The sequence below is a fragment of the Mycoplasma procyoni genome, assembly GCF_017052595.1.
GTDB classification, from domain to species: Bacteria; Bacillota_I; Bacilli_A; order Mycoplasmatales; family Metamycoplasmataceae; genus Mesomycoplasma_A; species Mesomycoplasma_A procyoni.
The window spans coordinates 43,321-61,579 of the sequence record NZ_JAFIDB010000001.1 but is presented as its reverse complement, the minus strand read 5'-3'; the positions used below and the strand labels follow the sequence as shown (position 1 = coordinate 61,579).

The 18,259-nt window shown below is 29.5% G+C and carries 17 protein-coding genes; 12 read left to right on the top strand and 5 right to left on the bottom strand.

All coding sequences use genetic code 4. The features are described from left to right. Positions 1 to 171 precede the first annotated feature (171 nt). Positions 172 to 942 (top strand): leucine-rich repeat domain-containing protein, encoded by a 771-nt coding sequence (locus JV122_RS00265; protein WP_205842364.1) that lies wholly within the window; start codon positions 172 to 174, stop codon positions 940 to 942. 14 nt (positions 943 to 956) lie between these two features. On the opposite strand, the gene JV122_RS00260 is transcribed toward JV122_RS00265, so the two are convergent. Beyond that, positions 957 to 1,664 (bottom strand): potassium channel family protein, encoded by a 708-nt coding sequence (locus JV122_RS00260; protein ID WP_205842362.1) that lies wholly within the window; start codon positions 1,662 to 1,664, stop codon positions 957 to 959. A gap of 138 nt (positions 1,665 to 1,802) precedes the next feature. Here JV122_RS00260 and JV122_RS00255 point away from each other — a divergent pair, with 138 nt between their 5' ends. From JV122_RS00255 to JV122_RS00215, 9 genes are all read left to right on the top strand, one after another. Next, positions 1,803 to 3,407: a TrkH family potassium uptake protein gene (locus JV122_RS00255; RefSeq protein WP_205842361.1), complete on the top strand. Its 1,605-nt coding sequence runs from the start codon at positions 1,803 to 1,805 to the stop codon at positions 3,405 to 3,407. Between the two features lie 25 nt (positions 3,408 to 3,432). After that, positions 3,433 to 4,119: a glycerol-3-phosphate 1-O-acyltransferase PlsY gene (plsY, locus tag JV122_RS00250; protein ID WP_205842359.1), complete on the top strand. Its 687-nt coding sequence runs from the start codon at positions 3,433 to 3,435 to the stop codon at positions 4,117 to 4,119. An 8-nt stretch (positions 4,120 to 4,127) separates the two neighbouring features. Next, positions 4,128 to 4,910 carry an MAGa3780 family membrane protein gene (locus JV122_RS00245; protein WP_205842357.1) on the top strand — a complete coding sequence of 261 codons (783 nt, stop codon included), beginning with the start codon at positions 4,128 to 4,130 and terminating at the stop codon, positions 4,908 to 4,910. Between the two features lie 59 nt (positions 4,911 to 4,969). Continuing rightward, positions 4,970 to 6,952 (top strand): excinuclease ABC subunit UvrB, encoded by a 1,983-nt coding sequence (gene uvrB, locus JV122_RS00240; RefSeq protein WP_205842355.1) that lies wholly within the window; start codon positions 4,970 to 4,972, stop codon positions 6,950 to 6,952. Positions 6,953 to 7,469: 517 nt separating this feature from the next. Then, positions 7,470 to 8,660, top strand: coding sequence for an elongation factor Tu (gene tuf / locus JV122_RS00235; RefSeq protein WP_205842353.1), 1,191 nt, complete (start codon positions 7,470 to 7,472; stop codon positions 8,658 to 8,660). Between the two features lie 92 nt (positions 8,661 to 8,752). After that, positions 8,753 to 9,577 (top strand): ribosome biogenesis GTPase YlqF, encoded by an 825-nt coding sequence (ylqF, locus tag JV122_RS00230; RefSeq protein ID WP_205842351.1) that lies wholly within the window; start codon positions 8,753 to 8,755, stop codon positions 9,575 to 9,577. After that, positions 9,570 to 10,505 carry a prolyl aminopeptidase gene (gene pip / locus JV122_RS00225; protein WP_205842349.1) on the top strand — a complete coding sequence of 312 codons (936 nt, stop codon included), beginning with the start codon at positions 9,570 to 9,572 and terminating at the stop codon, positions 10,503 to 10,505. Before ylqF ends, pip begins: the two co-directional genes overlap by 8 nt. A 7-nt stretch (positions 10,506 to 10,512) precedes the next feature. Further along, positions 10,513 to 11,052, top strand: a complete 540-nt coding sequence (locus JV122_RS00220) for a DJ-1/PfpI family protein (RefSeq protein WP_205842347.1) — start codon at positions 10,513 to 10,515, stop codon at positions 11,050 to 11,052. Beyond that, the gene (locus JV122_RS00215) at positions 11,052 to 11,750 is read left to right on the top strand and encodes a pseudouridine synthase (RefSeq protein ID WP_205842346.1); all 699 of its coding nucleotides are present in this window, start codon (positions 11,052 to 11,054) and stop codon (positions 11,748 to 11,750) included. The genes JV122_RS00220 and JV122_RS00215 overlap by 1 nt, the downstream gene beginning before the upstream one ends. 49 nt (positions 11,751 to 11,799) lie before the next feature. On the opposite strand, the gene JV122_RS00210 is transcribed toward JV122_RS00215, so the two are convergent. The 4 genes from JV122_RS00210 to JV122_RS00195 form a co-directional block, all read right to left on the bottom strand. Continuing rightward, the gene (locus JV122_RS00210) at positions 11,800 to 13,305 is read right to left on the bottom strand and encodes a hypothetical protein (RefSeq protein ID WP_205842344.1); all 1,506 of its coding nucleotides are present in this window, start codon (positions 13,303 to 13,305) and stop codon (positions 11,800 to 11,802) included. Between the two features lie 251 nt (positions 13,306 to 13,556). Beyond that, positions 13,557 to 15,107 carry a GIY-YIG nuclease family protein gene (locus tag JV122_RS04825; protein WP_205842342.1) on the bottom strand — a complete coding sequence of 517 codons (1,551 nt, stop codon included), beginning with the start codon at positions 15,105 to 15,107 and terminating at the stop codon, positions 13,557 to 13,559. 7 nt (positions 15,108 to 15,114) lie between these two features. Next, complete coding sequence (locus tag JV122_RS00200) at positions 15,115 to 15,771, bottom strand: chromate transporter (RefSeq protein ID WP_240463332.1); 657 nt, start codon at positions 15,769 to 15,771, stop codon at positions 15,115 to 15,117. Beyond that, complete coding sequence (locus tag JV122_RS00195; RefSeq protein ID WP_308699316.1) at positions 15,771 to 16,340, bottom strand: chromate transporter; 570 nt, start codon at positions 16,338 to 16,340, stop codon at positions 15,771 to 15,773. The genes JV122_RS00200 and JV122_RS00195 overlap by 1 nt, the downstream gene beginning before the upstream one ends. A 123-nt stretch (positions 16,341 to 16,463) precedes the next feature. On the opposite strand from JV122_RS00195, the gene JV122_RS00190 reads away from it, so the two are divergent. Continuing rightward, positions 16,464 to 17,360 carry an exonuclease domain-containing protein gene (locus tag JV122_RS00190; protein ID WP_205842341.1) on the top strand — a complete coding sequence of 299 codons (897 nt, stop codon included), beginning with the start codon at positions 16,464 to 16,466 and terminating at the stop codon, positions 17,358 to 17,360. 12 nt (positions 17,361 to 17,372) lie between these two features. After that, positions 17,373 to 18,242, top strand: a complete 870-nt coding sequence (locus JV122_RS00185) for a TraX family protein (RefSeq protein ID WP_205842339.1) — start codon at positions 17,373 to 17,375, stop codon at positions 18,240 to 18,242. Positions 18,243 to 18,259 lie beyond the last annotated feature (17 nt).

Here is an 18,259-nt window from a genome sequence, read left to right as displayed (position 1 = left end):
TAGAAATTTTTTGCCAAAATAGGCCTAAAAAGGAAAAATATGGGAAAAAATACAGAAAAGTTCCTAATTTAGTCCATAAAAAAATTGTCAAAAGATGTCAATAACTACAGCTTTTTGATTAATCAAATAAAAAGTGCTACAATTTATTAAAACAATAAAAAAGGAGCAAAAATGAAAGTAATAAATAAAGAAAATTCTCAAGAATTGTTATCAAACAGCAAATTTTATAAACAAGGAGTTTTAGACCTAAGTTCTTTAGAACAACTCACAAAAATTGAAGCTTTTGCCTTTGCAGCACAACTAAAACAAAAGATTTTTAAAGTGATCCTTCCTAAAAACTTAGAAGAAATTGAGTTTTCAGCCTTTATGTCCAATGATATTTCAGAAGTTGTATTTAATTCTAATTTAAAGAAAATTGGAACATCCGCTTTTGAGTCTAATAAGATTTCACAACTTAATTTAAACTCAAAAATTAGTGTGATTGAAAACTCTGCTTTTGGTTTTAATAAAATCAAAAATTTAGTAATTAAAGAAAACATCACAGAAATTGAAGAAGATGCTTTTATATCTAATGAAATTGAAACAATAACCTTTGAGAATCCTTATATTGAGCTTTATTCAAATCCTTTTTGAGAAAATAAAAACATAACCACACTAATCTTTAAAAACACAAAGAATCTTGTGTTTTTAAATCAAAAAGAAACCACATTTAAAACAATTGAACTTAATCATAAAGATTTCAAAAATAACACGCACACAGTGGAATTTGAATTTTTTAACTTAAATTATCTTTTTGGATTTAAAGAATTTAGCAATGTACAAAAGATTGTTTTTGAGTCTGAAGATGGAGAAAACGAAGAACTAAAAATTAACTTTGATAATAGTACTTTAGACTCAGCAAGCTTTGAATCTGATGTTGAAATAGAAAAAATCGTATTATAAAAATCTAGTTTGCACTAGATTTTTTCTTCGCTTTTTTGTGTATTTTTTTCAATATTTGGATCTGAAATCATTTCAAAGGCTGAAATAACATCGTCAACTTTACCAATAAAAGTAACCAAGTCATCTTTTTCTAATTTAAAGTTACCATCTGGTAAGAAAGAATTTGATTTTCTTTTAACCATAACAACGATAACATTTAAAGAAGTGAAATTAGTTTTTTTAAGACTGATTCCAAAGAGTTTTGAAGAGGTTAAGGTTGCTGAACCAACTACATAACCATCTCCAAGTTCTTGTAGGTCATTTGTGTATTTTAAGAATGATTTGTTAGTAGCAAACAGAGCTGTACGAATTCCTGCTTCTTCTTCTGGTCTAACAATCATATGAACTCCGATTTTTTGTAAAACACGTGCATGTCTGTGGTTGTTAGCTCTTGCAATAATATTTTTTATTCCAAGTTCTAAAAGAGCTGCAATAATTTCAATGTTATCTGTTAGAGCAACAATTACTGTATCAATATCTCCGATTCCTAAAGCTTCTAAAGCTTTTAAGTCAGCAGCATCAGTTACATAAGTAGCAACTGTTGAATCTTTAACAAAAGTTAAATTCTTTTCCTCTTTATCAATGGCTATTACTTGCTTATTTAATTTAAAAAGTTGTGAAATTACAGCTTGTCCAAAACGACCCGCTCCAATAACACATATTCCCTGATTTTTTCTTCTCATATAAACCTCTAATTAATTTTAATAAAAAAAGCAAAAAGCCAATAAACTTTTATAAAAAACAAAAAATTAAAGCTTATTTTCAATTTTTTGATGTTTTTTTGCTTTATTTTATTAATTTTAATATAATTTTAAAACAATATGAGAAAAATAAGAAAAAGAAATAGAAAAACTAAAACAAGAAAACTAAATCGTTTCAAGTTTAGAGACCTTATTTATTTTTTTGTCAATTTAAGACATAAGTTTCACCGTAAGGTTGGAAAAATTTGATATGTGTTTCTTGTTTATTTTTTAATAACTATAACCGGTTCTTTATTGCTTTGATCTGATATATCTCAAGTTTCCAAAAATTCAGTAAGCTACTGAGATTCTTTATTTACAGCAGCTTCTGCTTTTAGTGACACAGGGTTAGTGGTTGCTGCAACAGGAAAAACTTGGACGATATTTGGACAGGCCGTCATTGCCATCTTAATTTTGTTTGGTGGTATAGGTGTATTTGCGATCAAAGTCTATATTATCAACTATATTTTTGGAGTTAAGCTCGGAATCTTCCAAAGGGATGTTTTAGCTTTAGAAAGAAGTTCCAATAGTTTAGGAGAGATCAAAAGAGTAATTTTGGTTTCTGTTAGTGTTATTTTGGTATTAATCATTTTTTCTTCAATCGCTTTAACATTTATGTTTTATTTTATGGATGGAAATTTTGAAGCTGCTTCTTTTGTTAATAATCCAAAAGGGGACTTAAATCTTTCTTTAAGATTTGCAATTTTCCACTCAATTACAGCAATTAATAATGCAGGTTTTGATATTATTGGAGAACACTCGCTAGCACCTTATTACTCAAATCACGTTATTCAAATTTGATTATTAGGATTATTAATTATTGGTGGAATTGGTTATCCAGTTGTGTTTGATATTTATATGTATTTTGTGTCTCTTTTCAAAAGACACAAAAACAGACACAAGTTTTCTCTGTTTTCAAAAGTTGGACTATTAACTTATTTCTTAGTTGCATTTGTAGGAATTGCTCTAATAATTCCTTCAGAACTATTAGATAAATCACCAAGCTCCTTTTGACACAGTGCTTCTTCAGATCCTTTATACTGAGGAAATGGTACAAAAGGTTATAATTATGGAAGTGGTTTTGATAAAATATTTGCACTGGTTTTTGCTGTATTTTCAACAAGAAGTGCTGGGTTTGCAACAATGGATCTTTATAATTTAAATGACATTTCAGTTATTTTATTATCTGTATTGATGTTCATTGGTGCTTCACCATCTTCAACAGGAGGAGGAATTCGTTCTACCACTTTAGCCCTTATTTTCTTAAACTTACTTTCAAGAATGAGAGGAAGGGATTACACACACGTTTTCAAAAGAAAAATCAATGAAAAAACAGTAAATCAGGCTTCAATAGTTCTGTTTGTTTCGCTGATTATGTGCTTTATTTCTGTAATTGTCTTAAGTACATCGTTTGACATTTTAGGAGGAAACATTCCTTGAAAACCAATTGATGGACAAAGACACTACAACTCAATTCACATCTTCTTTGAAGTTTCTTCAGCCTTCGGAACATCCGGACTAACAACTGGTCTTACATCTCAACTCAATTTAGCAAGCAAGCTAATCTTAGTTTCAGTAATGTTCTTTGGACAATTAGGAATTTCATCAACAGTACTTGTATGAGGAAGCAATAATCACAAATTTAGTAAATACAGTTATTTAGAAGAAGACCTTGCAATAGGTTAGAAAGGAAAAAATGAGTATTTTAGGAATGATATTAGCAAATTTCGTTGCTTTAGTAATAGGTTATTTAGTTGGTTCTATTAACCTCTCAATTATCTTCAGTAGAAAGAAAAGAAAAGAAGACATCAGAACAAAAGGTTCTTACAATGCAGGTTCAACAAATGCACTCAGAGTTTATGGAGCAAAGTTTGCTTTACCAATCTTTATATTTGATATCTTGAAGGCACTTATAGTCGTTGTTAGTGTTTCTTTAGTAAACACATACGCAACTAGCTCACCAATTTATGCAAGCTCACTAATTTATTTAGTGCCTCAAATTGGAGGTCTTGGAGTTGTAATTGGCCACATTTGACCTTTATACTTTAAATTTAAAGGTGGAAAAGGTGCTGCAAGCTTATTAGGTCTAATCATCTCAATGAACCTAATTGTTACAATCATTGGAGTAATTCTCTTTTTGGCTGTTGTATTTTGAACAAGATACATTTCAGTTGGATCAATCTTTGTACCAATAGTTTTAATCGCAATTTCCTTTGCTCCTTGATTTATTTTAGGACCTTTAGGTTGATTCAACTGAAGACCATTAGGACACGAAAATCTTTATTGAATCAATCCATTAGTAGTCTTAATTTCACACTTTTTTGTAATCTTTTCTCACAAATCTAATATAATTAGGCTATTTAAAGGAACAGAGAATAAATTCTCTGCAAAAAAATAAGGAGAAATATGACAAAAAATTTTGGTCTTCACAATCTAAAATTAAGCAAAGTTAAATTACTTTCTTTTATCTTTGGATTGTTTGTTTTAACAATTACAACAATATTCACTTTTATCGATATCTTCAGTTTCGATAGAGCGGGTGTTAAGCCATTAAGAATGCAAGTTGTATTTTTAAACTTAAGCAGCTTATTCTACTTTACTTATCAATCAAACTTTTTATTAGGAACAGCACTTGTGTGTTTTGGTCTTTATAATAATGAGTGAATCAAAAAAGCACTTTTTGGTACTGTAACACTGATTACAATTACTTTCATTATTTACTGAACACTAATTGCTTTTACATCAGATTGAAAAAACGTTTATCAATCAATTAACTCTTTAATTACACACGCAATTAACCCAATATTAGGATTTATTATCTTAATTTTAGTAAGAAAACAAATTACAATTAACAACAAAGTTTTATTTTACATTGGCCTTTATGTCTTTCTGTACTTTGTGTTTATGTTAGTGCTTTATTTCTCAACATATGCATACTACAAAGGAACATTAAACGAGGGAGTTGTAGTTTATACCTTTGGTAATTTCCTAAAACCTTTCTTCTACAAAGGCGGAAATATCGGTGTAGTAGTTGTTTTAGACATTTTAATGTTTGTTTTAGCGTTTGCAATTCCTTTAGGTCTTTCACTATTTTGAAAAGCAGTTTTAAGAATCAAATACGACAAAGAAACATGCTACATTAAAGACTTCAAAAGATGAAGAAAATCACAAAAATCAAAAAGATCCTAATCTTTTTGATTTTTTTATTAACTATTAGTTAAAAAAGCAATTTTCTTTATAATTTATTTATGTTTATACTTAATTCAAAAAATGAACCTAAAGGGGATCAACCTAAAGCAATCAAAGAACTTGTAGAAGGAATAAACCAAAATAAAAAACACCAAGTTTTATTAGGGGTAACAGGTAGTGGAAAAACTTTCACAATGGCCAACATTATTAAAGAAACAAACAGACCTGCAATTATTCTTTCTCACAACAAGACTTTAGCTTCGCAACTTTTTTCAGAAATGAAACAACTTTTCCCAAACAACAAAGTTGAGTATTTTGTTTCGCATTTCGATTTTTATCGTCCAGAATATTACTCTGTTGCAACTGATCAATATCGTGAAAAAAGTTCCAAAACAAACTGAGATTTAGAGTCAATGAGAATGTCAGCGATGAATGCAATCAAAACAAGAAGAGATACAATTATTGTCTCCTCTGTTGCTGCAATTTATGGTGCACTTAATCCTGAAGAATATGCTTCAAACTTTGTTTATGTAGAAAAAAATGAAAAGATCTCAAGAAGTGATTTCATCAAAAAACTAATCAAAATAGGTTATCAAAGAACACTTGAAAATCCTGCTCCAGGATTTTTAAGAGTCAAAGGCGATGTTGTTGAACTCGCTCCTTCTTGAAGTAGCGATTTCAATGTCAGAATTGACTTTTTTGGTGATGAAATTGAAAAAATTTCAACAATCGAACCATCTGCTAAAAAAATCACAGGTGAATTTTTTAATTACACAATTTATCCTGCAGAAGCCTACACAGTCAACCAAAACACACTGAATATTGCTATTGAAACAATCAAAGAAGAACTCAAAGAGCGGCTAGAATATTTCAAGCAAAATGGCAAATTAGTTGAAGAACAAAGACTTAGAGAAAGAGTTACAACAGATTTAGACTCTTTAGCTGAATTTGGATTTTGTTCAGGAATCGAAAACTACTCAAGGCACTTTGATCGTAGATCAGAAGGTCAAAAACCTTATACTTTAATGGACTATTTACCTGAAGATGCCCTTATTTTTATTGATGAGTCTCACATTACAGTTCCACAACTTAATGGAATGTATGAAGGAGATTACTCAAGAAAAAGAAAATTAGTGGATTATGGATTCAGACTTCCTTCAGCTCTTGATAACCGTCCTTTAAAATTTGCTGAATTTCAAGAAATTAAGAATCAAACTATTTTTATTTCAGCGACTCCGGGAGAATACGAACTCGAAACAACAAACGGTGAGATCGTTAGACAAATTATTCGTCCTACAGGTCTTTTAGATCCTGTTATTGAAGTTGCTCCAACAGAAAATCAATTTAGCAGAATCTTTGAAGAACTGCAAAGTCAAATTGACAAAAAAGAAAGAACACTGATCATGACAGCAACTAAAAGAGCATCTGAAGAATTATCGGCTGCTCTTGAGCTTAAAAAAATCAAGTCAGCTTATTTACACTCTGAACTAAAAACTTTTGAGCGTAATGAAATTTTAAGAAAGCTGCGTAAAGGAATTTATGATGTTGTTGTTGGAGTTAACCTTTTAAAAGAAGGGATTGATTTACCTGAAGTTTCTTTGATTATGATCACAGAAGCTGATGTTGCTGGTTTTTCAAGATCTAAAACAGCACTCATTCAGATGATTGGGCGTGTTGCTAGAAATGATCATGGAAAAGCGATTTTATTTGCTGATAATATCAACGAAGCAATTGCAGAAACAATCAAAGATAATCAAGAAAAAAGAGAGATTCAAATCGCTTACAACACCAAAAACAATATTGTGCCAAAAACAATCATCAAGCCAATTTCAGATCCAATTGAAAATCCATTTGTTAATGAGATTCTTAAAAAGAAAAAAAGCAAACATATTCAATCAAACAAAGACATTGAAAACATCATTGAACAGCTACAAATCAAAAAACAAGAATACGTTGAAAAACAAGATTATGAAAACGCAATCAAGATCAGAGATCTGATTTTAGAATACAGAGCTGAAATGGATGAAAACTCTGATAATTAGCAACTTTGAGAAAAGTTCATTTTTCCAAAAAGTGCAATTTTAGGCCAAAAAACAACTTTTTTTAATTTCTTTTGCAAAAAAAAAAAAAGTTTTATAATAATTTCGCATAGATTAAAACTCTATGCAAAATATCATAATTACTTATACATATACATATAGATTTGTTTTATTTAGTTCATTATCAAATTGAAGTTTCATATAATAAAGTTTTGTTAACTCCTTTTTACTTCATGCTTACAATAATTTAATTCACTATCAGAATTAAAATTCAAAACTTGATTAAATATTTTCATAAGATAATAATAAAATAACAGAAAAAGGCTACCCCTACCACGGGTAGCTTTTTTGTTATTAATTTTTGAATTTTGCTTTTTTTGGTAAAATATATAATGTAATTACAAATAAGGACATTACAGAGCATTTAAATATGGATGGGAAATAGCTGAAAGACTATTCTAAGGTTGGTTTTAAATGCATTTAAAATAACAATTTTTTTAAAAATGAAAGGATTAGAAATATGGCAAAATTAAATTTTGATAGATCTAAAGAACACGTAAATATCGGTACAATCGGTCACGTTGATCACGGTAAAACTACTTTAACAGCTGCTATTGCTACTGTTTTATCTAAAAAAGGACTAGCTGAAGCTAAAGACTACGCTTCAATCGATGCTGCTCCAGAAGAAAGAGCACGTGGAATTACAATTAACACAGCTCACATCGAATACGAAACAGAAAAAAGACACTACGCACACGTTGACTGTCCAGGTCACGCTGACTACGTTAAAAACATGATTACAGGGGCTGCACAAATGGACGGTGCTATCTTAGTAGTTGCTGCTACAGATGGACCAATGCCTCAAACAAGAGAACACATCCTACTTTCAAAACAAGTTGGAGTTCCAAAAATCGTTGTTTTCTTAAACAAAGTAGACTTATTAGCTGGTGAAGAAGAAATGGTTGATCTAGTTGAAATGGAAATTAGAGATCTATTATCTTCATATGATTTTGATGGAGACAACACTCCAGTTATTAGAGGATCAGCTAGAGGTGCTCTAGATGGACAAGCTCAATGAGAACAAAAAATCTACGAACTAATGGACGCAGTTGACACATACATCGACGCTCCTGCTAGAGAAATGGATAAACCATTCTTAATGGCTGTTGAAGACGTTTTCACAATTACAGGACGTGGAACAGTTGCTACAGGTAAAGTTGAAAGAGGACAAGTTAAAGTTAACGAAGAAGTTGAAATCGTTGGATACAAAGCTGAACCTAAGAAAACAGTTGTTACAGGGATTGAAATGTTCAGAAAAAACCTTGAATCAGCTATGGCCGGAGATAACGCCGGAGTTCTACTACGTGGAGTAGACAGAACAGAAATCGAAAGAGGACAAGTTATTGCTAAACCAAAAACAATCGTTCCTCACACAGTGTTTAAAGCAGCTATTTATGCTCTTAAAAAAGAAGAAGGTGGACGTCACACACCATTCTTCCAAAACTACAAACCACAATTCTACTTCAGAACAACAGACGTTACAGGTGGAATTAAATTTGAAGCTGGTAGAGAAATGGTTATGCCAGGAGACAACGTTGACTTAACAGTTGAACTAATCGCTCCTATCGCTGTTGAACAAGGTACAAAATTCTCAATCCGTGAAGGTGGAAGAACAGTTGGTGCCGGATCAGTTACAGAAATTATTAAATAATTCAGTAATTCAAACAACCAAAACAAACAAAAATACAGGAATTCGTTCCTGTATTTTTACTTTTTTGAGACCAACATAGTATAATTTAAGTTATGATACAATGATTTCCAGGCCACATGGCCAAAGCACTCAAACAAATAAAAGAAAAACAAGTTTTAGCAGATTTATTTATTATCGTTTTAGATGGAAGAGCACCAATTAGCTCCTACAACGAAGAATTTGACAAGATTTCGCCAGAGAAACCTCGTCTTTTTGTTGTGACGAAAAAAGATATGGCAGATGCCTCAAAGATTGACAAAATTCAACAAAGATTTTCTAACTCTAATTCTAAAGTTGTCTTTGTTAATTTAAAAGAAGGTTCATCTAAAAAACTAATTTTAAACTCAATTAATGAGCAACTAAAAGAAAAAAGAGAAAAAGATTTAAAAAGAGGATTATTAAAACCTCGTTTAAGAGTTTTTATTATGGGAGTTCCAAACAGCGGAAAATCCACTTTAATTAACCATATTTCAGGTTCAAAAACAAAAGTAGGAGACATGCCAGGGGTTACAAAAGGGCAACAATGAATAAATGCAGGTGATATTCAATTATTAGATACACCAGGAATTTTGTGACCAAAATTTGAGGATCAACTAATTGGAATTAAGCTTGCAATAATTGGTTCAATCAAGCCAGACATAATACCTAAAAAAGAGTTTTTTAACTTCGGTTATAAACTTCTTTCTGAGTACTATCCTCACAAAATAAGAGAACTCAATCTAGAACCAACTACAGACGAAACAGAAATTTACAATAATTTATACAACCTTGCTAAAGAAAAAAACTTTTTAGTAAAAAACAACCAACCAGACTTAGAAAAAACAATGCAATGATTCATTATATACTTAAGAAAGCTAACAAATGTAACATATGACTAATTTAGTAGAAAAAAATTATTTACAAGTCGATTCATTACACAAAATTTACTATGAAGTTTATGGCAAAAATGCCAAAAATACAGTATTTGTAGTCCATGGTGGACCTGGTGGAGGAATGAGTCAAAAAGCAATTAAACTTTTTGATCTCAATAAATTCAGAGTTGTTCTATTTGATCAAAGAGGTTGTGGTAAAAGCTTGCCTCAAAATGAACTTAAAAACAATAACACACAAGAGCTTATCGAAGATATCGAAAAATTAAGAAAGCACTTAAATATCGATAAAATAGGGCTTTTTGGCGGAAGTTGAGGCACAACTTTAAGTTTACTCTATGCAATTAAATACCCTCAAAATACTAATTTTCTTTTATTAAGAGCTGTATTTTTAGCAAGACAAGAAGATGTTGATTTTCTGTATGAAAAAGAAGGGGCTGAAACATTTTATCCTGATTATTTTGATCACTATTTCAGTTTCATAAAGAATCAAAAAGAATACAATCCGGATTTAAGCATCATTGAAAATTACTACAATATTCTCAAAGATCCAAAACGCCCACAAAGACACAAAGCGGCTGAAATCTTTTCTTCTTGAGAGTCTTGTTTAGTTTCAATTAAAACATACAAACACCCTGAAGTTACTTCGAAAGTTCAACAGGAAATGCTTGATATTGCTCTTTTAGAATCTCATTATTTTGTTAATAGAAGTTTTTTAGAAAGTGATAACTTCATTTTGGATAATGCACACAAAATAGAGAACATAAAAACTTTTATAATTCACGGTAGACAAGATGTTGTGTGTAAACCAAAAGCAGCTTATGATTTACATAAAAAACTTAAAAACTCACAACTATTTTTAGTTGATGAAGCTTCACACTCAACAATTGATAAAGCACTTTATAAACAACTTAAAAAAGTAATAGATAGTTTATAGGAGAAAAATGAATAAATTATTAGTATTAGTTTTAGATGAATTTCAGGATTATGAAATGATTGCTGTATGTTCTACTTTAGAAAGAGCAAAAACCTTTGATCAAATTGTATTTTATAACCCCAACACAACTAAAACATACACAGGACAGCACAAACTTGTAAATCTGCAAACAGAGAAAATAAGTGATTTTAGTGAATTTAGTGCCATTTTTGTTCCTGGCGGAAAAGGTGCAACTCACTTAAGAACTGATCAAAAAAGTTTAGATCTTTTAAAGAAATTCTTGGATGAAAACAAATGAGTTTTTGCAATTTGTGATGCTCCAAATGCTCTTTTTGAAAAGAAAGTTTTTGATCAAACAATCAACTACACAGCTTTTCCTAATGCATCTTTAAAAGGGCAAAATTACAAAGACAATGGAGTTGTGGTTGATAACAAAGTAATTACAGGAAGAAGTGCTTATTACTCAATTGATTTTGCTCTTGAAATCATTGAAAGACTGCAATCAAAACAAAAAAGAGAAGAAATACTTAAGGCTTTAGTTGGTTAATGAAAAAAGAAAGAATTGAAAAAGTAATAGCTTCTAAAACTCAATTTTCCCGCTCACAAGCAAAGGATTTAATAAAGCAAAAAAGAGTAAAACTAAACGGAAACATTATTTCATCATTAGTTGTTGTTGATCAACAACAAGATGAAATTGCAATTGACGATAAAATTCTTTATAAAGGAAAAAATGTGTATTTTTTGATGAATAAGCCACAAGGATATGTTTGTGCAAATAAAGATAATTTGCACGAAACTGTTTTTGAATTGCTTAATCCAGAAGATAGAAATATTTCAGATTTACACACAGTAGGAAGACTTGATTTAGATACAGAAGGTCTTTTATTAATCACAAACGATGGTGAGTTAAGTCATGATTTATTGTCACCATCTAAACACGTAAAAAAAACATACTATGTTGAAGTAGATAAAGAACTAAAACCAGAATTAATAGATGCTTTTGCAAAAGGAATTGACATCAAAGAAGACAAATTAACAAAACCAGCAAAATTAGAGATAATTACAGAAAAAACCTGTAATTTAGTAATTTCAGAAGGCAAGTTTCATCAAGTAAAAAGAATGTTTAGTGCTTTTCATTACACCGTTTTATTTCTTAAAAGAATTAAATTTCATAATTTAGAATTGCCAAATGATTTACAAAAAGGCCAATACATCAGGATTTCGAAGGAAGAAATTCTCAATTAAAAAACTTAACAACTGCTTGGTTGTTAAGTTTTTCATTATACAAAATTTATTAGGATTGAGTAGTTGTTGTTTTAGCAGCAGGAAGTTCTTCATGTGCTTTTGCTTTTTTGTCTGTTGGGAAGATATCTTTGTTTGTTTTAATGTTTTCGTCTCCGAAAACAATTTTTTGTGTTCCATCTTTTTTATAGAATACAAATGTGTAGAATTTGTTTTCTTCTAATTTGTTTCCATTAGCTTCTGATCAAACGAAGTCTAAACGTCTTTTGTGTTGTATTGGATCTTTTGTTTCATCAGCTGTTGCTGTTGCAATTTTTACAGTTTGAGGAACTACTAAAGTGTTGTCTGTTGCTGATTTAACTTCAGAAGCAATAGCAACTCATTCACCTGCAACGCCAACTAATGGTTGTTCATGTAGACCAAATCTAAATACGCCATTTGAGTCTAAAAAGTTTTCTTCAACAGCTGCTGGGTGTAGAAGTTTTCTTACATCGATGTTTTCTGCTAATTTAGCAACTCCGTGTTTTGTAGGATCAATGTTTTGGTTAGAAGCTTTTACAGGGAAAATGTCTTTATTTCCTGCTAGATTTTCTGCACTATAAACAACTCTTTCTGAACCATCTTTTTTGTAGAAAATAAATGTGTAGAAAGCTCCGTTTTCTAATGCATTTCCTTTAGCCGCTGATCACTCGAATGTTAAACGTGGTTCGTGTTTTAATGGATCTTTTGTTTTATCTGCTGTTGCTTCAGCTTTTACAACAGGTGTTTCTTTAGAGAAAATTGTGTTGTCTGTTGCTGATTTAACTTTTGTAGCAAAAGCAACTCATTCTCCTTCAGCTCCTTCTAATGGTTTTTCATGTAATCCAAATTTAAACACTCCGTCTTCATTTAAGAAGTTTTCTGGTGTTGCTGCTGGATATAAGAAAGTTCTTTCTTTAAATCCTGGTTTTAGATTAATTCCATTTGCTTTTAAGTCGATTGAGTGGTTTGTGTATTTAACTGGGAAAATGTCTTTATTTCCATCAAGGTTAGCTTTACTGTAAACGATTTTTTCTGTTCCATCTTTTTTGTAGAAAATAAATGTGTAGTAAGAACCAGCTTTAAGTTCGTTGTTTGTTGCTTTTGATCATTTAAATGTTAAACGAGGTTCGTGTTTTAATGGATCTTTTGATTCATCAGCTGTTGCTTCAGCTTTAATTGGTGTTGAACCTGCTACTAATTCATTATTGTTATATGATTTTACTTCAGTAGCTAATGCAACTCATTCTCCTTTAGCATTTTCTAATGGTTTTTCGTGTAAACCAAAAGTGAATACTCCATCCTTATCTAAAAAGTTTTCAATAGTTGCTGCTGGGTATAAAAATTCTCTTGCTTTAATATTTTCAGCTAATTTAGCAACTCCATATTGTGTTGGGTCTATTGTTTGATTTGTAGCTTTTTGTGTTTGTGTATTTCCAGGTTTTGAAGCTTGTGCGGTTGGTGAACATGAAAATGCTACTAATGGCACTGCTGCAAATGAGCTACTTAAAACTAATAAACTTTTTTGTAATTTTTTCATTTTGTCTCCTTTTATCTATTTGATAAATTATTCAGGCCTCAAAAGATATACTCAAAATTTTGAAAACCTTAAGAAAATTATAGTATTTGAACCAAAAAAGTTAAAAAAATTGGTTTTTTGTTCATTAGAATATGCTAAATTTTGCAATTTTTTTGTCCAAAATTAAAAAAAGTGAAAAAAATTAGATTTTTGGAGTATAATTTTGCATTTTTTATTTGATTTATCAACAAAACAAAAATCCTAGATTATTTCTAGGATTTAAGCATTGTTTGATTTTTTCTTTTGTTGTAGGCAGCTTTGGCTATTCTATCAACCTCAATTTGAATAAATGATAAATATCTAAAAAGATCATCTGAAATTTCTTTTTTGTACCCAAATTCATCAATTAAATGACTTGTTTGATGTTTTTCATTTTTTACTAAACCCGCTAGAGCAATGTTTTTAATCTTGTTTTTACTTAAAACAGAAGCAGCAGTGTTGATTTGTAAATCAAAGCCATCAACAATTATTAAATCAGGATTAATAAATTTATTTGAATTTATATATTTATCAAGTCCAATTTCCATAAGTTTAATATCTGCAGCAACTTCTGAAGTAGGATGGTAATAAAAGAAATTTTTACTTGAGATATTTCCGAAAACATCCATTGCCATTACAAAAGTTACGGCTTTATTGTTGATTTGGAAGGAATTATCAACAATAACAAGCTTCTCAAGTTTTTTTAGTGAAAGAAGTTCTTTAAGTTCATTAAAAACACTTTGTTGTTTTGTTGAGTTTTGTTGTATGCTTTCTAAATCATTTGAGTCAACTTGTTTGATAACAAAATCCAAAACATTTCTAAACTTACCTTGTTTTGGAAAAGTTATTTTGGATTTAATGTTTGAAAACTCAAACTCAAAGTCTTCTAAACTTGATTCTAAAATGACTTTATCAGGAATGTAATTTCTTTCATAGTACTTTTCAACAAACTGAGCACAGAAACTTTCGAAAGTTGTGTTTTTAGAAAAAGATTCATTGAAGGTATTTTTAAAAACACCTAAACGATAAGAATAAAGAAAAGCAAAGAAAGTTTTTGAGTCTTCTCTAAAAACTAAAACATCAAAGTCTTTATCAGTTTCGAGTTGAATGTTTTGAATCTGTTCTTGATTTTTCTTTAGTGAATCAATTATTTTGTTGAGATCAATGATTTTTTCATATAACTCAAGTTCTTCAAATTTTTTGATTCTTTGTTCTAAAAGCCCTATAAATCCTTTATCTTTGAGATTTAAGGTGTCTTTAATGTTTTCGAAAACTGTATCTATTTCAGCATCTTTTCAGTCTGTGTCTTTAATTTTAAAGCCATCTTTATAAAGGAATTCACTTTCTAAAAAGGTTCTAATAACTCTAAGTCCATAGCCAGGAGGAAAAGGGCCATAACTAAAGACATTTTCTGCTTTATTGAAGTTGAATTTAATATCAATTTCAATGTTTTTTGGATTCTTTTTGATTTGTAAATAAGGGTATTTGTTGTTGTTTTTAAGAAGGATGTTATAAGGTGGATTATAAAGATTTATTAGCTTGATTTCTAATAAAAAAGCCTCTTTTTCATTCTTTGCAATTCTGATTTCAAAGTCCTTTATTTCTTCAACCATTTTTGGTGTTCATCTTGAGTTTTTTGAACCTTCAAAATACTGTCTCATTCTCTTTTTAAGACTTAATGCTTTACCAACATAAATGATTTTATTTTGTGCATTTTTTCATAAATAAACCCCAGGAAGATCTGGGACTTCATTTTTAATTCTTTGTTTAAAAAAGTCGTGCATAACTCTCCTATAATCAAGGTTCAAAAATAATAAAGGCACTTATTATTCCGCCAATAAATAAATAGTATAAAGGTTTCTTTTTGTAGTAGTAAATAAAGGAAAATACAGCAAAAACAGGCACTCAAATACACAGAGCAATAAATCTTCAACCACTGAAAAACTGCGATTTTTCTGTATTTTTGAAACTTATATAGTTTCCAAAAGAGCTGTTAAATTGCATTTGTACAAAGATGGTTGAAATGAGCAACTGAATTGCTAAAGAGATCAAGATTCCGGCAACTACAGGGTTAATAAATTTCATCATATTTGCAAGGTATTTATTCTGTTTGCTTTTTGAAATTAGCTTTATAGATAAAAGCATCATAAAGATTGAAGGCAGACAGAAAACTAAATAACTAAATAAGCTTACTATTCAACCTCATCAAGCTCCATTTGATACTAAAATCCCTGTAAATGCTGCAAATTTGGTTGAAACAACACCTGGAGTTGAGTTGGAAATTGTAAAAACTAAATCGATTTTTTCTTGTGTAATATTTAAATTAAATGTGTCTGAAATAAAGCTTCAAAAGGAACTAAATATTGGCATAAAAACCTGTCCGCCACCAAAGACAATCAGACCAATAATAAACACACTTAATAAAGAAACTAAAATTGCTAATATCATTATTTTTTGTTCCTTTTAGATCTAATAAATTCTGTTATAAAGACAATTAAAATAACAACAACTAAAGGAATTGCAGGCAGATTAAAAGGTGCTGGAACAAAAAGACAAAATGCAGCAGTAATTAAAAATAAAGAAATTCAAATCGGTAAAGAAAGTGCTTTTTGAGATGTTTTTAAATAACGATAACCAAAAGCAGACACAACACCTATTAAAGCAGGCATAACTCCGATATTTAAAACAAATAAATACTTATTAGGTAATAGTGAACTTAAAACAAAAAGCACCATTACAACTAAAACATGAGGCATTATTGCTAACAAAGTTACAATAATTCCTAAAACTTTTCCTAACTTTTTGATTGCTATATAAGAAATCATTTCAATTACTGCAGGTCCTGGAATTAAATTTACAGCAACTATTGCATTGTTAAATTCTTCATCATCTAACCATTTATACTGATCCACAGCATATTTTTTAATAACTGGCATTATTGCGTTTCCGCCACCAAATCCAATAAATGTACACTTGATAATAAATCAAAATACTTTTCAAAACTCTTTGTTTTTCATTATTTAATTTTAATATAAATAACCAAAATAACTAAATAGATGGTTAGATTTGTTAAAATTAAATTAGAAGAATTTTTGTGCAAAGCAAAAAGAGCACTAAAGTGATTATAAAGGAGAAAAAATATGGCAGAGACTTTAATTAGTTTATCCGAAATTAAGGACTATTGTGTTATCGATACAGAAACTACAGGGATTGTTGCAGGAAGAGATGAGATAATTGAGGTTGGAATTGTAAGAGTTAGAAATAATGAAATTGTTGATCGCTATAGTAAATTATTTAAACCCAAAAAACCACTTACATGAATGATTACATCAATTACCGGAATAACAAATCAGATGCTCAAAAATGCAAAGCACTTTGAAGATCTAAAACAGGAAGTTATTGATTTTATTTCAGGAGATATTTTAATTGGACACAATGTTACTTTTGATATTAGATTTATAAATTCTTATTTAGAACCTAAACTTGAAAATTCACATTTAGATACTTTAAAGTATGCAAGAAGGTATTTTGATTTTTTACCAAATCATAAATTAGTTACTTTAGTTAATTATTTTGAATTATCGCAAAACACCCATAGAGCTTTAGATGATGTTATTTCAACTAAAGAATTGTTTGATATTCTTAAAAAAGAAAAAGGTCCAGAAATTTATAAAAATTCCATTTTAATTGAAGAAACTCAAAAATTCTTTAATTTTAAAACTTTCCTAAAACAAAAAAAGAAAAGGAGTTTTGAAACAAAAGAGGAACTTGAAAAATTTTGAAAAGGAAAACGTGTTGTTTTTGGAGAAAAATTTTATACAATGTCTGAAATGGAAGCTCTTCAAATAGTGAACTCATTAGGAGCAATTCCCGATTCTTATGTTAGACCTAAAATTGATATCTTAATTCTCGGAATGAAAGAATACTGAAATTTTTTAGAATGTAAAATATCTCCAAGACTCAAAAAAGTATTAGAATTGAATGGTGATAAAATCGAAATAATTAGTGAAGCAGAATTTCAAAAATGAATAAAATAGAAAGAGTGCTAAATGAAAATTTCAATAAAACAAAAGATAACTAAAATGTTTACAAGTGATTTAATTGACTTAAAAAACGCGTTTATTAAGTCCTTTTTCAACATTTTTAAGTTTGATGTTGAAACATTTTCTTGAAAGTTTTTAAGCTCAACAATTTTAAGATGAATTGCTGTTGTGACAATGTTTATTGATCACTTTGGTTATATAGTTTATCCTGAATTAGAGTGATTAAGAATTGTTGGAAGAATTGCATTTCCTATTTTTGCTTTTTTATCAATAATAGCAATTAATAATTCTTCAAGGCCACTTTATTATGTTTTAAGATTTCTGTTTTTAGCAGTTGCAATACAGCTTGTGATTTTGATTTTGTCAAAATTTAATGCAGTAAGCGGATTAAGACCACAATATTTAAATATTATGTTTATTCTGTTTTTGGGCGTGTTTAGTGCCTATTTACACAGAAAAAACCTGTATTTGGGAATTATTGTTTCTTTAGCGATCTTTGTTTGTCTGTTTGCTTTTGAGTTTAATATTTCTAAACTTTCTTCACTAAACTATCTGTTTAATATTGATTATCAGTCATATGGATATGCAATAATTATCTTTGGTTTCTATTGTTATTTAGTTGCTTCTAAACTAAAATATAAAGAAATTTTGTTTAAAATTTTCTTTATTTTAGGTTTTATAATAATTAATTTTGTTTGAGTTTATTTGTTTAAGCTGATGCCAGAAATACAAATTTATAGTTTAGTTACTTGTTTTCTATTTGCACTCTATTCTTTTGAGAAACCACATAAGTTCTGGTTATTTAATTGAATATTTTTATCAGCTTATCCTTTAAGTTTTATTATTCCAGGAATTGTTGCTTTTATGATAAATTAACAATTTAAAAAACAAAA